Genomic DNA, 15079 nt, shown 5'->3' on the forward strand with positions numbered 1-15079 from the left:
GCTTAAGGACCGCCGCGGGAGGAACGCAAACCAACAATCGAGGTCGCCGTTGCCTTCCAAGATCAATAAGAATTCCGCTTCCGCCAACGCAGCCGGTTCCATGAGCCTCAGCCGCCGCCAGCTTCTCGGTTCCGCAGCCGGTGGCGCGGCCGCAGTCGGCGTGACCTCGCTCCCGGCCTGGGCCCAGACCTCCTCCGAAAAGACCATCGACGTCCTGCTCATCGGCGGCGGCATCATGAGCGCCACCCTTGGCGTTCTCCTTTCCGAGCTCGAGCCGAACTGGTCGATCGAAATGATCGAACGCCTCGATGACGTAGCGATGGAAAGCTCCAACGGCTGGAACAATGCCGGCACCGGCCACTCGGCGCTGGCCGAGCTCAACTATTCGCCGATGGATGCCAAGGGCAACGTCAACATCACCAAGGCGATCGAGATCAACGAGTGGTTCCAGATCACCCGCCAGTTCCTCGCCCACCAGATCGATGTCGGCGTCCTGACGGAGCCGCGCTCCTTCATCAACTCCACCCCACACATGAGCTTCGTCTGGGGCGACCAGAACACCGAGTTCCTGGCCAAGCGCTTCGAGGCGCTGAAGGCGAGCCCGCTGTTCGCCGGCATGGAATTCTCCAACGATCACGCCCAGATCGCCAAGTGGGTTCCACTGATGATGGAAGGTCGCGACCCGAACCAGAAGCTGGCCGTCACCTGGAGCCCGCTCGGCACCGACGTCAACTTCGGCGAGATCACCCGCCAGTACGTCACGAGCCTCAAGGGCAAGCAGACCTTCACGCTGCGCACCAATTCGGAAGTCACCGCCATCGAGCGCAATGACGACGGCACCTGGAGCGTCTCGTTCGACGACAGCAAGAGCGGCACCTCCACGACGCTGAAGGCGAAGTTCGTCTTCCTCGGCGCCGGCGGCGGCGCGCTGCCGCTCCTGCAGATGTCCGGCATTCCGGAAGGCGACGCCTATGCCGGCTTCCCGGTCGGTGGTTCCTTCCTCGTCTGCGACAACCCGGACATCGTCAACCAGCACCTCGCCAAGGCCTATGGCCAGGCCGAGACCGGCGCTCCGCCGATGTCGGTGCCGCATCTCGACACCCGCGTCTTCGACGGCAAGCGCCACATCCTGTTCGGACCCTTCGCGACCTTCTCGACGAAGTTCCTCAAGGAAGGCTCGCTGTTCGACCTGCCGGCCTCCGTCACGCTCGACAACATCTGGCCGATGGCCCAGGTCGGCACTGCCGAGTTCTCGCTCGTCCAGTATCTCGCCGGCCAGCTGATGATGTCCGACGAGGACCGCCTGAACGCGCTGAAGACCTACTTCCCGAATGCCAAGGCTGAGGACTGGCGTTTCTGGCAGGCCGGCCAGCGCGTCCAGATCATCAAGAACGACCCGGAAAAGGGCGGCATGCTGAAGCTCGGCACCGAGATCGTCGCCTCCGAGGACGGCACCATCGCCGCCCTGCTCGGCGCGTCGCCGGGTGCCTCGACGGCAGCCCCGATCATGCTCGACGTCCTGAAGAAGGTGTTTGCCGAAAAGCTCAAGACGCCGGAATGGCAGGACAAGATCCACCAGATCGTGCCGAGCTACGGCACCAAGCTGAACGAGAACCCGGACATGCTGGCCAAGGAATGGGCAGCAACCGAGGAACGCCTGCAGCTCGCCATCAACGCTCCGCAGATCGATCCGGCCTCCTATGGAAAGCCGGGTACGGCGACGCCGGCCGGCGAGGTCAAGCGCGTTCCGGATATCGCTCTCTGAGCCGAACCGACACCGGCATCCACGAATGATACGACGGCCCCGCGAGAGCGGGGCCGTTCGCATTTGCGGCCCGTGACATTTGCAACTCGAACCGACATGGGTGAAAGAAACCTGTCAGATCGCATCTGTCTGATCGCCCTCGACCAGGAGGTGCGACATGTACAATCAGCAATTTACCGAAGTGCGGCTCGATGTTCCGGAGGTTTCGCTCGAGGAACTCGAAACAAAACCGCACGAAATCTTCAGTACCTACCGACCTCAAGTGCCTTTTATCCGCCGGCCGGACGGTGTGTATCTCATGCTGCGCGCCAAAGACATGGCGACACTCTACGATGAGAGCAAGGCGCGGCAGATGGAAACCGAATACATTGCAAGCCGCGGGGTAACTTCAGGCCCCATCTGGGATCTGTTTTCCAATGGCATGCTGACATCCAACGGCCAGACGCACCGCTCCCGGCGCTCGCCTGTGGCTCGGACCTTCTCCTACCGGATGGTCGAGGAGCTGAGGCCGCGGATCAGGAAGACGGTCAACGCGGCACTGGACGCCCCTATGCTCAAGGGTCGCTTCGACCTTCGCGATGACTTCGCCTCGCTCATCCCCGCGATTACGATCGCCAGCATGCTCGGCCTTCCGAACGAGGATATCTCGCACTTCACGGACCTTGTTTATACGGCGTCGAAGATAACGACAGGTGCATGGTCGCAATCGGAACTTCCTGTAATCGAAGAAGCCGCCAGTCAGCTGATGGCCTATACGCAGGATCAGATCGACAGACGCCGCCGAGAACCCGCCGACGACTTCATCAGCAACTATCTCATATCCGTTGACGAGGCGAACGACCTGACCGCCCTGGAAACCGTGTTACAGCTGGTCACCCTGATCATCGGCGGCAGCGATACCACCCGTGCTGCCATTGTAATCCAAACCTCGCTTCTCCTCCAACATCCCGAACAGTGGCAATTACTGCTGGACGAGCCCGAGCGTATTCCCGGCGCCGTTGCCGAAGCACTACGTTACGAACCGAGCGTCGGTGGCCTGACGCGCATCACCACCAACGATCTCGTTTTCGATGGCTATCTATTGCCACGCTTCAGCATCGTTACCCTGATGCTGGCGTCCGGCATGCGGGATCCGGAGCTCTATGAAGAACCCGACCGATTCAACATTCTCCGACCACAGGCGAAATGGCATCCGATTTTCGGCGGCGGCGCGCACAGATGTCTTGGCGAGGCTCTCGCGAAGATCGAACTCGAAGAGGCATTGAGAGTGCTGCTCGAGCGCGCGCCCCAGCTCGCCATTGACGGGGACTATCCGACAGTCATCGGCCATGCCGGCATCCGCCGCATAACCAACATGCCGGTAAAACTCTCTTAGGCTACTCCCAAAGCTCTGAGAGAAGCAGGGACCGGGCACCTGTATGGGTGACCGGTCCTTGTGCCTTCGGCCTTTTTTCCGGAGACGGCTCACCGTTTTTCCCGTAAGCTCGACATGCCTCGTTTTGTACGCTGGCGTACCATTGTCGGCAGCTTCAATTCTGCTAAATCAGGTATCGGAAAGTGCGGAGGCCCGGCCTGCGACACAGCGCAACCAGGAAGGCCCGACCGACCTTGCCTACGCCGACTGATCAAGACGATATCGAAGAAACCCGACGCCTCGAGCTTCTCGAGGACTACGACATCCTCAACACGCCGCCGGAGCCTGAATTCGACGACATCGTGCTCGTCGCCTCGGAGGCGTGCGAGACGCCTGTTGCGCTCGTCAGCCTGATCGAGAAGGACCGCCAATGGTTCAAGGCGCGCGTCGGCTTCGAGGCCTGCGAGACGCCGATCGAGCAATCCGTCTGCGCCCATTCGCTTGCCAGCCCCGACCTGCTGATCATCCCGGACCTGACGCTTGATCCGAGGACGGCGAAGAACACACTGGTGACCGAGCCGCCGCATATCCGCTTCTATGCGGGTGCGCCGCTCGTCGGACCGGATGGCATCACCATCGGCACGCTATGCGTCATCGACACAAAGCCGCGACCGGATGGCCTGACGCAATCGCAGCAGAAGGTGCTCGCCGCCCTCTCCCGCCAGGTCATAGCGCTTCTGGAATACCGCCGGATGTCCAATCGCAAGGACGTTCTATTCCGCCGCCAGAAGAATATGTCGGCGACGATCCGCTCCCACGTCAACAAGGCGATCGCCGCGCAGGAAGCGGGTCGCATCGGAACATTCGAGATCGATGTGGCGACGGGCGTGGCCACCGTATCCGCCGAATTCTGCCGCCTTTTCGACGTGCCGGTCCAGCTCACCTATCCGGCAAGCATGTTCGAGACGCTCCTCTTCCCTTCCGACCGGGGTATCCAATCCACCCATGAAAGTCGTGCCGATGGTTCGGCGGAGACCAATGTCGAATACCGGATAAGGACGACAAGCCAGGGAATCCGCTGGATCAGCCGCAACGCGGTCTTCGAGCGCGACGAAGAGGGCCGGCCGATCAGAATGCTCGGCACCGCCCAGGACATTACCGAATTGAAGCGTGCCGCACTGAGAACGGCCGCACTTCTCGATCTCGGCGACCGGCTGCGCGATCTGGAAGACATATCGGACATGGCCCTCGTTGCCTCGGACCTGATGGGCAAGGCCTTCGATGCCACCCATGCAGGCTTCGGTTTCGTCGAACAGGCGAACGAAACCGTGACGATCCAGTCCGAGTGGCATCGTCCGGGCGCCGACGCGCTTGCGGGCACCTATCAGCTGCGCGACTACGGATCCTATATCGAGGACCTCAAGCAAGGCAGGCCGGTCGTCGTCTCTGACGTCACGACCGATCCGCGTACGGCCGACAGGGCCGACGCACTGATCGCCCTCGGCATCCGTGTCTTCGTCAACCTGCCGATTTTCGATCACGGCCGCTTCAACCTGCTGGCCTTCGTCCATCACGACCATCCCTATCAGTGGAGCGAGGAGGAGCTGGCCTTCGTGCGCAGTTTCGGCGACCGCGTCCAGGTGGCGATGGCAAGGCTTCAGGCCGAAAGCGAGCAACGGACGCTCAACCGCGAAATGGGCCATCGCCTGAAGAACACGTTCGCGATGATCCAGGCGATTGCCAAACAGACGTTGCGGCCGGTGACGGAGCGCAGCCATGTCGAGAGCTTCGAAAAGCGGATGTTCGCGCTGAGCAAGGCCCACGACATCCTGATCCACGACCAGGGCGGTGCGACGATGCGCACCATCGTCGAAGGGCTGGACGAGACGCTCGCCATGCCCGGCCGCCTGAAGATGGAAGGCCCGCATGTGATGCTCGGTCCTCGCGGCGCGCTGTCGACCGGCCTTTTGATGCATGAACTCGGCACCAATGCGCTGAAATACGGCGCGCTGTCTGTGCCCGAAGGTACAGTCAGTGTGCAATGGTCGATCGATGAGAGCGATACCGAGCCGCGCCTGACCTTTATCTGGCGCGAATCCGGCGGGCCAGTGCCGACGCAGCCGCGGCGAAAGGGCTTCGGCTCCAAACTGATTGAAATGGGACTTATCGGAACAGGCGGCGTTGTTGTTCGTTATGAAGCGCCGGGTTTCTCTGCGGAGATGTCGGCGTCGCTCCAGCAACTACAGCAGGCAAACTGACTTATGGGACAATCAACGCCGATCGCAAAGCCCGTGGTGCTCGTCGTCGAGGACGAGCCGTTGCAGCGGATGATGGCGGTGGACCTTGCGCTCGATGCCGGCTTTGAAGTCGTGGAAGCCTGGAGCGCCGACGAGGCCGTCGCCATTCTCGAAAGCCGTTCCGACATTCGCGTCGTCTTCACGGATGTCGACATGCCGGGCAGCATGGACGGCCTGAAGCTCGCCGCGGCCATCCGCGACCGCTGGCCGCCGATCGAGATCATCGTCACCTCGGGCCACATGCGGTTGACCGATGACGCCCTGCCCGTGCGCAGCGTGTTTTTCTCAAAGCCCTACGACACCGAAAAGGTGGCCGCGGAGATGACGAGGATGGCGGCGATCAACTGACCGCGATCCTCGCGACCGCTCGCCGGCGCCAATCCACGGCGCTGCGCTAAGCCCTCATCGTTTTCGCTCAGACCCTTAGACCGCCTGCGGAACGCCCGAACGACGGCATGTAGGCTGCAATCCGATTTTGCAGGGTGCCTACCCGGCACGATCCATGGTTGAATATATTCATTGCAGCCCACCCCGAATCGTCAATCGAACTTCGAGCGTCCCGGCACAATGACCTTTTCAGATCGTGTTTTCCGTCCCTTCGAGACGATAGTCCAGCCCCTCGACCTTCCCTACCGCCCGCTGCCGGCAAGCGGGCCATTCGCACTGCTGTGGCATTTTTTCAGGATGTTCGGGCGAGCGCTTGCGCCGATCGCCATTCTCGCGATGCTGGTCGAGGCGATCAATCTCTTCCTCATCTTCAAGCTCTCGGTCATCGTTGACGGCGTGACCGCAAAGGGCGCCACCGGCTTTCTCGCCGAGGACTGGCCGCTTCTCGTCCTGATGGCCGTGCTTCTCTTCCCCACGGTCCCGCTACTCGCCTTCATCGCCAACACGCTGTCGTCCCAGGTCGCGTCCGTCAGCCTTCCTCTCGCGATCCAGTGGCAGGGGCACAAGGCCGTCGAGCGCCAGGATATCGGCTTCTTTCACGATACTTTCGCCGGCCAGGTCGCCTCGCGTCTTTCCCAGGTTGCGACCGCTGTCCAGCAACAACTCGTCGTCGCCTTCCAGACGGTGCCGCCCTTCTTCCTGCAGTTCATCGGTACGCTGGTTCTTCTCTCCTCGCTCGGCTGGCAACTCGGGCTGACGGCGCTCGTCTGGATGATCGCGATCGGGCTGATCACCATGCGCGCCGTGCCGCTGTTTTCAGAGCGCTCCAAGCGCACGGCCCGCCAACGCAGTCTCGTCGTCGGCGCCATGACCGACCTCTACAGCAACATCCAGATGGTCAAGCATTTCGCCGCCGAGGACAGCGAGGCCGGCGCGCTGCGCAAGGTCTTCGGCGAGGCGATAGACAGCCAGCAGAGGGAGCGCCGCGTCTACCTGACGACCGGCACCACGCTGATTGCCGTCAATGCGCTCCTGTGGATCGCCATGCTGGCCGTCGGCTTCTGGAACATGACGACCGGCGCGATCACCACCGGCCAGTTCGTCGCAGCCCTTTATCTCGGCAACCGGATGCAGGCCAATGCCCGCTCCTTCCTCGACATGTGCCACCAGGTCTTCCAGGCGGTCGGCACATTGCGCGACGCCATGCCCGTGATGACCACGCCGCCGACGATCACCGATGCCGCGAATGCAAAATCGCTTCTGGTCGACAAGGGCGAGATCCGCTTCAACGCCATGGATTTCGCCTATCACCGGGACAAGCCGGTGATAGGCGGGCTCAACCTCACCGTCTCCGGCGGCGAAAAAGTCGGACTGGTCGGCCTGTCGGGAGCCGGCAAGACGACGCTCGTCAATCTTCTGCTGCGCTTCTACGACCTGAATGGCGGCGAAATACTGATCGACGGGCAGGATATCCGCAAGGTTACCCAGGCAAGCCTGCGCCAGCATATCGGGGTCATCTCCCAGGATGTCTCGCTGCTGCATCGCTCGGTCGGCGACAATATCCGCTACGGTCGGCCCGACGCCACCCGCGAGGAGATCGAGCAGGCTTCGGCCGCCGCCCATGCCCATGGCTTCATCACCGATCTCAGGGACAAGGAGGGACGATCCGGCTACGAGGCCTTTGTCGGCGAGCGGGGCGTAAAGCTGTCCGGCGGCCAGCGGCAGCGCATCGCGATCGCCCGGGTCCTGCTCAAGAACGCGCCGATCCTGGTTCTTGATGAGGCGACCTCCGCGCTCGACAGCGAATCCGAGGCCGCCATCCAGGAGAACCTCGCCGAAATGATGAAGGGCAAGACCGTCATCGCCATCGCCCATCGCCTTTCCACGATCGCCAGCATGGACCGCATCGTGGTTCTCGACAAAGGCCGTATCATCGAGATGGGAACGCCGGGCGAACTGCTCGCACTCGACGGGCTTTACGCGCGCCTGTGGAAGCGCCAGACCGGTGGTTATATCGGCAACGACTGAGCACGATGTGTGCGCGCAAATCCCGCGGCACAGCGGAATTTCACCCTCACTACTTTAGAATTTCAGTAAATTTGCAGCAATGCAGGTTAGGTGAAATATACCTCACCGATTGGGCAAATATTCAGAGCTATCAGGTAGATATCAACCCACAGACGGTGAATTTCGGTGGGGCATATGAGAAACCTGACAAAACGCTTGATGGATGACCGCGGCGGCAATTTCGGCATGATGACGGCGCTTCTCGCCTTTCCGCTGATCATCGCCGGCGGCTCGGTCATCGACCTGTCGAGCGCATCCATCACGCGGACGAACATTCAGGGGATATCGGACGCCGCAGCACTCGCCGGTGCGCGTATCTATGACGGCACCAACGCCAATGCGGCCAAGGCGGCGGCGGAGAAATTCCTCAAGGGCTACGCTCCCGATCTTCCCAAGGGCGCGACCTACAATATTTCCATGAGCGGTCAGACCGTTCAGGTCTCTATCGATGGAAGCTCCCCCAACACCTTCATGGGCATGGTCGGCGTCACGACCACGCCGGTCGGCGTCGCCGCCTCGGCGATCGCGCCGATGAAGCCGAAATCGGTGACCTTCACGCCAACCCAGGCACAGGGATGGTGGTACAAGAAGGTCTCGATCATGGTCGTCAGGCCGGGCAGCACCGCCGAGGAAGTGATCGGCACCGTCATCTACCAGCCGGAAACGCAGAAGGATGGGGGCCAGGGCCCGATGACGGTCTCTTCGGGCTCGGCTTTCGACCTCGGCAAATATTCCAAGCTCATCCTCAAGATGGAGGTCAAGGGTGACGGCTGTCCGCTCGAATACCGGGCGAGCGTTTCGAGCCAGAAGATCACCTGCACCAAGGCCGTCAAGAAGGACAAGGACTACGACAGCCTGATGCGCTACAACAGCACGCTGCGCACCGACGATCCGAATACCAGCCACTATCTCTTCGTTGATGGCGTGCAGATGCCCAAGGGATCGGCGAGCCCGCTGGAACGAATTCTCGGCTGCGACGAAGAGACCAAGCACGCCTGGGAAGACGGCGGCGGCTTCGACCGCCAGGACTTCTTCTACACCGCCAAGGCGATCTGCGCTCCGAACGGAGAATATGTAAGGCTGACGAAATAGGCTTGTTGTCGGCGCTTGTCCCGCTCGCGGCAATTAACCCGCCGCTTCGCCCAGCCTGTCGATCTGCCGACGGATATGGGCGCATTCGGCTGGGGAGTTGGCGAGCGCGATGGCCCGGTCGAATGCGACCTTCGCCTCCGCCCGGCGCTCGGCCTGCAGGAGCAGCCCGCCCCGCACGCCATGGAAATAGAAATAACCGTCGAGCTTTTCGGCAAGCGGCCCGATCATGTCGAGCGCGGCATCGGCGCCGCTGAGTTTCGATAGCGCCACGGCCCTGTTGAGCGTCACCACCGGTGACGGCGAAAGCCGCTCCAGCAACTCGTAGAGCAGCGTGATCTCGGCCCAGTCCGTATCTTCGGGCCGAGCCGCACGGGCATGCAGTGCCGAAATCGCTGCCTGCACCTGGTAGGGACCGGGCTTGCGGTGGCGGATCGCCTTGTCCAGCATGGCAAGCGCCTCGTCGATCAGCTTTCGATCCCAGCGCATGCGGTCCTGCTCCTCCAGCAGCACGATCTCACCCGCCGCGTCGAAGCGTGCGCCGGCACGGGAATGCTGCAGGAGCATGAGGGCACAGAGGCCCATGATTTCCGGTTCCGCCGGAAAGATGCGCAGCAGCAGGCGCGACAGGCGGATCGCCTCGTCACAGAAGGCGGCGCTGTCGGGATTGGCAATGCCCGCCGAATAACCCTCGTTGAACAAGAGATAGACCATAGCCGCGACCGTCTTCAGCCGCTCGGCGCGTTCATGCACATCCGGCGCCTCGAAGGCGACCGCCCCCTCGCCCGTCTGGGCCTTGGCGACGCGTGCCTTTGCCCGCGTGATCCGCTGCTCCATCGCGCTTTCCGAGACGAGAAATGCACGCGCGATCTGCTGGACGGAAAGCCCGGATATGATCCTGAGCGCGAGCGCGATCTGCTGCGTATTCGGCAGGTCGGGATGACAGCAGATGAACATCAGCCGCAGGATGTCGTCACGGTAATGGGCATTGTCGAGCCGGTCGGCGATATCCTCTTCCGCATCGGAGAGGTCGGAAAAGGCCGCCTCTTCCGGCAGCGGATCGTTCTTCGCCCGCTTGCGGATCTGGTCGACGCCGCTGTTGCGGCCGACGAAGATCAGCCAGGCGGCGGGATCGCGCGGCGGCCCCTTGTCCGGCCAGGTGCGGATGGCGCGCAGGCAGGCGTCCTGAAACGCCTCCTCGGCCGTATCGAGATCGCGGAAATAGCGCAGCAACGCGCCGAGTGCCTGCGGCCGCGCCGCCGTCAGAGCCAGTTCGATCCAGGCAAGGTCGGTCATGACGAGCCACCCTCGCCCGTCCTGGAGTCGGTCGTCGTGATTTCGCCCGCCCTTATTTCACCGGGATGGAAGACGTAGAAGGGCCGGATTTCGTAGGAACTCGAACCCGGATTGACGGCCGACAGATCCTTGGCGAAGGCCACCGCCTCGTCGAGACTGTCGAATTCGGCCGTATAGAAGCCGAGCAGCACTTCCTTCGTCTCGGCAAACGGGCCATCGAGAACCAGCGCCTCGTCCCTGGCGTCCGACTGAGACTTGCCCTTGCGCACGGTTGTCGCCGCCGTCGTCGGCATTAGCCGCCCGGTCGGGCCGAGCTTGCCGGCCTTCATCAGCGGCTCCTGCACCGCATAGAGCCGTTCCATGACCGCGGCCTCCTCCTCCTTGGACCAGGCAAAGACGGTCTCCTCGTGGGCATAACACAGGATGGCGTAAAGCATCGTTCTCTCCTTCTCCGTTCAAGACGAAGAAGTAGCGGCAGAACCGACAGCATGCATCAGAAAATCTTGCCAAGGCGCGCAGGCACCATAGCTATCTCGTTGTTTCAACATTCATGGTGAGGAGGATAGGCTTTATGACATTGGAAGAATTCGCGGCAGCCATCCGAAACGAGGGCGGGCGGGCCGCCGGCGAAGATGAGATCGCCGCGTTGGAAGCCAAGATCGGAGCTACCCTCCCAGCCGATCTGAAGCGATTCCTGAAGCAATCCGGTGGTGGGTTGGTCTTTGACCCACCCGTTGTCTATCTCGACGCAGAAGGACGCGATCTGACGATCAGGCATATGTGCGATGTGGCCGAGATCGATCGAGAATTCACGAAACCCAGTTCCTATCCTCTCCCGGACGAATTGCTGATCATCGGCAATGATGCCGGCGGCAACTCGATAATGATCTGCACGAGGCAGGATCGACTAGGCGAAATCTTCATGCTCGATCATGAACTAGTTGCCTATGAAGGCGATCCCGAGCCACTGGAAGAAGCTGAGGAATACGGATTGGTGACCTCCTATTCACCGAGCTTCACCCAGTTCGTCAGCGACCTGCGGATCGAGGATGATTGACGCAATCAGATGAACTCTGTGTTTGGAATAACGATACTGTCGCCATCCGTGCCGGTCACTATAGTCGCATGCCAGACCGGCAAATCCGAGGAAACCCCATGACCGATCTCTCCGCCTTTCCCATTACCTCCAAGTGGCCGCCGAAGGACGCAAGCGTCCTGCAGCTCTATTCGGCAACGACGCCGAACGGGGTGAAGGCCTCGATCATGCTGGAAGAAACCGGCCTCCCCTACGAGCCGCATTTCATCAATATCGGTGCCGACGAGAGCTGGGCGCCGGAATATCTGGCGCTCAACCCGAACGGCAAGATCCCGGCCATCCTAGATCCGAACGGCCCTGGGGGCAAGCCGCTGGCGCTGTTCGAGAGCGGCGCGATCCTGATCTATCTCGCAGAAAAGACCGGCAAGCTGCTGCCCGCCGACCCAGGCGCGCGTTACGAGACGATCCAGTGGGTGATGTTCCAGATGGGCGGCATCGGCCCGATGTTCGGCCAGCTCGGCTTCTTCCACAAATTTGCCGGCAAGGACTACGAGGACAAGCGCCCGCGCGACCGCTACGCCAAGGAAAGCGCCCGCCTGATCCGCGTTCTCGAAACCCGGCTCGAAGGCCGCGACTGGATCATGGGCGACGAATACACGATCGCCGACATTTCCATGCTCGGCTGGGTGCGCAACCTGATCGGCTTCTACGGCGCCGGTGAACTGGTTGCCTATGACGAGTTGAAGAACGTGCCGAAATGGCTGGAACGCGGCCTCGCCCGCCCTGCTGTCCAGCGCGGCCTGGAAATTCCAAAACGCCCCGGCTGAACTGCTGAAATCGCGGATGGATGCCCTATCTCCCCGGCGGTAAAGCCGAGGAGATAGACATGCCGATGCCGAAATTGCCCATCGAAGGGTCCTGCCGCTGCGGCGAGGTGCGCCTGAAGATCAGTGCTGCGCCGATGATCACCATGGCCTGCCACTGCAAGGGTTGCCAGAGGATGAGCGCCAGTGCCTTCTCCTGCTCGGCGGCGATCCCGTCGAACGGTTTCGAAGTCACCGCCGGTGAGCCGGTGATCGGCGGCGCCCATGGCGACGATACCCATCACTACCACTGCCCGCGCTGCAAGAGCTGGCTGTTCACCAGGCCCGCCGGCATGGACTGGTTCGTCAACATTCGCCCGACCATGCTCGACGATGCCACATGGTTCGCACCCTTCGTCGAAACCTATACGTCGGCAAAGCTCCCCTGGGCGCAGACCGGTGCCACGCACGGCTTTCCCGCATTCCCACCGCTCGACGCCTATGAGGGGCTGATGAAGGAATATGCGCGGTTCTGACCGGTGCAAATCCCGTATCAACACACATTTGCGCTCATTTCGCCGCTATGTGGAAAACCGGAAGAATGTCATTCATCTCAAGTGCATAGGGGTGAGGCGTCACGCCGTCCTCACCCCATTGTGACCACCTAAACCATCGAAATGCCACACGAATTAACCTCTCGCTAACCCTGCCCGCCTTGAATGGCGTCACTCATCCTAAGGCCCATCTCCCGGGCCTGTTGTCGTTATGTGGAGATATCATGCGCACCAAATCCGCCGCTCTTGCACTCGCCCTCACCGTCGTCGCGGCATCCGCCGCATCGGCCGCCCAACCGACCCGCGTCAAGCAGTTCGAAGCCTGGGGCGTCTATTCCTATACCAATAACGGGCAGAAGAGCTGCTACGCCCTCTCGGTACCGACCACGTCCGCGCCGGCAAGCGTCAATCACGGCGACAATTTCTTCCTGATCTCGCCACAGGGCCAGAACTTCATGCCGCAGGCGATCATGGGTTATGCGCTGAGGGCGGGATCGGATGTCGAGGTTGCCGTCGGTGATGCGCAGTTCGATTTCGTCCCGCGCGACAACACCGCCTGGGTGCGCGAACAGGGCCGCGAGCCGGCGTTGGTCAACGCCATGCGCGGCGGCAGCAGCATGACGGTGAAGGCCGTCTCGGGCCGCGGCACCGCCACCAGCTATTCCTATTCGCTGAGCGGCGTCACCGCGGCACTGCAGGAAGTGCGCAAATGCCAGTAAACGGCGCCGGCCGACAGGCCTTCGGCGCAACGGTTTTAAGAGCCGGTTGACCCCATGAAGAGCAGGAATTGCCGGCGGCTTGCCGCCCTCACCCTGGCGGCAGCGCTGGGTCTCACCCTCTTTGCCCGGCTGGAGGCTGCCGACATGCAGCAGCCGGCGCCATCGGTAAGTCCGGCAGCCTCTGCGGCTTTCGGTTCCGGCTTCCGGAAAGGTCGCGTCACCGGGTATCCGATACCGCGGTTCGTGTCGCTCAAGTCGGCAAGCGCCCACATGCGCGTCGGCCCCTCCACCGATTATCCGACAGTCTGGGTCTATTCGGCGCGCGGCCTGCCCCTGGAGATCACCGAGGAATACGGCAACTGGCGCCAGGTACGCGACCAGGACGGCACGACCGGCTGGATGTTTGCCCCGCTTCTCTCCGGCCGCCGCACCGCGGTCGTCGGCCCCTGGCACGACAAGCCCGTGCCGCTGCGCAACGCGCCGACGCGGACCGCCGGCATCATCGCCGAACTGTCGCCGAAGGTACGTCTCACGCTGAAGAACTGTGACGGCTCCTGGTGCGATGTCTCGCTGCAGACGAAAAGCCTTGGCGGCTATGTCGCCCAAGCCGATCTCTGGGGAGCCTATCCGCACGAGCGGGTGGAGTAACGTCTCTCGAAATGCCGCAGCCCATGAGACGATCGGCGACGGCATCCGGCGTTCAATGCACGTATTGACCATCCGAGTTGGAGATTTGCAAAGCGCGTTTCGGCGGCTATAGAAATCTCTCAATCGAATGGGGTAAGTTCTTTTGTTTTCTCAATTTTTGAGTTCTTCCAAACTATCGATACTGACGCTCGCGCTCTCTATTTCGGCCGCACCTTTCAATCACTCCCGGGCGCAGGATGCCGCTCCCGCAGCCGAGGCCGGCAAGACCTCGGACAGGCAAAGCCTCGCTGAGGTTCAAAAGATCATCCTGGGATCCATCGCGCGCCGCTGGAAAAGACCTGACCAATCTCCGTTGATCGGCCCCCGGATGCGTTTCGACCTCGACCGAGACGGTGCGCTGATCGGCGAGCCGAAGGTCGACAATCCCTCCGACGATCCGCTGTTCAAGGCCTATGTCGCGAGCGCGCGGGAGGCGATCGTGAGGGCAAGCCCGTTCAAGCTGTCGCAGCACGGCGCCACGTACGAAGCCTGGAAGACAGTGCGCATGCCGTTCATGAGCGAGGCGGAGACCCTGGAAGCGCAAAAAGCAAAGGCAGAGACAGCCAGATCCGACGCGAAGGCGGAAGCCGACTGGACGAAGCAAGGCGGCGAGACGTCTGCCAACATCATGCCGAACTACAAGGCCAACGGCAACGAGATCCACGGCCTCACCCTCTACAGGGAGCTCAAGGACGGGACACCGACGCTCGCCATGGCTTTTTGCGGCGTGGGCAGCACCGAGGGCAGTTTTGCCTTCGGCGTCGACTTCGGCAAGGGCATGACATGGAAGGGGCCGGAAGAGGTCGAAGTCCGCTTCGGCGACTACCGCCAGGTCCATACCATGCAGGTGATGCGGGAATATCTCGGCTTCGAAGGGCCCACGGCCAAGGCCGCGATCGAGCAGCTCGTGGCGTCAAAGGGACGGCTTGCCTTCTTCGGTCCGCGCAACATCTCGGTCTCGTTTGACCTCGACGGCGCCGGCGAGGTCATGTCCGAGCTGAAACGGCTCTGCAAGATATAGGCGA

14 protein-coding genes are annotated in these 15079 nt (G+C 61.9%); 12 read left to right on the top strand and 2 right to left on the bottom strand.

The features are described from left to right. Positions 1–100 precede the first annotated feature (100 nt). The 6 genes from mqo to BM216_RS19645 all read left to right on the top strand — a co-directional run bounded on the left by mqo (position 101) and on the right by BM216_RS19645 (position 8962). Positions 101–1765: a malate dehydrogenase (quinone) gene (mqo, locus tag BM216_RS19620; RefSeq protein WP_093001009.1), complete on the top strand. Its 1665-nt coding sequence runs from the start codon at positions 101–103 to the stop codon at positions 1763–1765. A gap of 157 nt (positions 1766–1922) precedes the next feature. Next, complete coding sequence (locus BM216_RS19625) at positions 1923–3140, top strand: cytochrome P450 (protein WP_093000894.1); 1218 nt, start codon at positions 1923–1925, stop codon at positions 3138–3140. A gap of 233 nt (positions 3141–3373) precedes the next feature. Beyond that, the gene (locus BM216_RS19630; RefSeq protein WP_143102803.1) at positions 3374–5377 is read left to right on the top strand and encodes a GAF domain-containing protein; all 2004 of its coding nucleotides are present in this window, start codon (positions 3374–3376) and stop codon (positions 5375–5377) included. Between the two features lie 3 nt (positions 5378–5380). Continuing rightward, the gene (locus tag BM216_RS19635; protein WP_093000896.1) at positions 5381–5764 is read left to right on the top strand and encodes a response regulator; all 384 of its coding nucleotides are present in this window, start codon (positions 5381–5383) and stop codon (positions 5762–5764) included. A 219-nt stretch (positions 5765–5983) separates the two neighbouring features. Then, positions 5984–7831 (top strand): ABC transporter ATP-binding protein, encoded by a 1848-nt coding sequence (locus BM216_RS19640; protein ID WP_093000897.1) that lies wholly within the window; start codon positions 5984–5986, stop codon positions 7829–7831. Between the two features lie 174 nt (positions 7832–8005). After that, positions 8006–8962 (top strand): TadE/TadG family type IV pilus assembly protein, encoded by a 957-nt coding sequence (locus BM216_RS19645; RefSeq protein ID WP_093000898.1) that lies wholly within the window; start codon positions 8006–8008, stop codon positions 8960–8962. Between the two features lie 33 nt (positions 8963–8995). Here BM216_RS19645 and BM216_RS19650 read toward each other — a convergent pair whose 3' ends face one another. Both BM216_RS19650 and BM216_RS19655 read right to left on the bottom strand, forming a co-directional pair. Beyond that, positions 8996–10255 (bottom strand): RNA polymerase sigma factor, encoded by a 1260-nt coding sequence (locus BM216_RS19650; protein WP_093000899.1) that lies wholly within the window; start codon positions 10253–10255, stop codon positions 8996–8998. After that, positions 10252–10692 (bottom strand): YciI family protein, encoded by a 441-nt coding sequence (locus BM216_RS19655; protein ID WP_093000900.1) that lies wholly within the window; start codon positions 10690–10692, stop codon positions 10252–10254. The genes BM216_RS19650 and BM216_RS19655 overlap by 4 nt, the downstream gene beginning before the upstream one ends. 140 nt (positions 10693–10832) lie before the next feature. Here BM216_RS19655 and BM216_RS19660 point away from each other — a divergent pair, with 140 nt between their 5' ends. The 6 genes from BM216_RS19660 to BM216_RS19685 all read left to right on the top strand — a co-directional run bounded on the left by BM216_RS19660 (position 10833) and on the right by BM216_RS19685 (position 15075). Further along, positions 10833–11312, top strand: a complete 480-nt coding sequence (locus tag BM216_RS19660; RefSeq protein WP_177230842.1) for an SMI1/KNR4 family protein — start codon at positions 10833–10835, stop codon at positions 11310–11312. Positions 11313–11410: 98 nt separating this feature from the next. Beyond that, entirely contained in the window at positions 11411–12118 is a 708-nt protein-coding gene (locus tag BM216_RS19665) for a glutathione S-transferase N-terminal domain-containing protein (protein WP_093000902.1), read from the top strand. A 59-nt stretch (positions 12119–12177) separates the two neighbouring features. Then, a complete protein-coding gene (locus BM216_RS19670; RefSeq protein WP_244530237.1) occupies positions 12178–12630 on the top strand; it encodes a GFA family protein in 453 nt (150 codons plus the stop codon). Positions 12631–12872: 242 nt separating this feature from the next. Then, positions 12873–13367 carry an invasion associated locus B family protein gene (locus tag BM216_RS19675; RefSeq protein WP_093000904.1) on the top strand — a complete coding sequence of 165 codons (495 nt, stop codon included), beginning with the start codon at positions 12873–12875 and terminating at the stop codon, positions 13365–13367. Between the two features lie 54 nt (positions 13368–13421). Then, positions 13422–14015 carry an SH3 domain-containing protein gene (locus BM216_RS19680; RefSeq protein WP_093000905.1) on the top strand — a complete coding sequence of 198 codons (594 nt, stop codon included), beginning with the start codon at positions 13422–13424 and terminating at the stop codon, positions 14013–14015. 367 nt (positions 14016–14382) lie between these two features. Then, positions 14383–15075 (top strand): hypothetical protein, encoded by a 693-nt coding sequence (locus tag BM216_RS19685; protein ID WP_093000906.1) that lies wholly within the window; start codon positions 14383–14385, stop codon positions 15073–15075. Positions 15076–15079: the final 4 nt, after the last annotated feature.

It is taken from the genome of Rhizobium sp. NFR07, from assembly GCF_900111905.1.
GTDB lineage: Bacteria > Pseudomonadota > Alphaproteobacteria > Rhizobiales > Rhizobiaceae > Neorhizobium.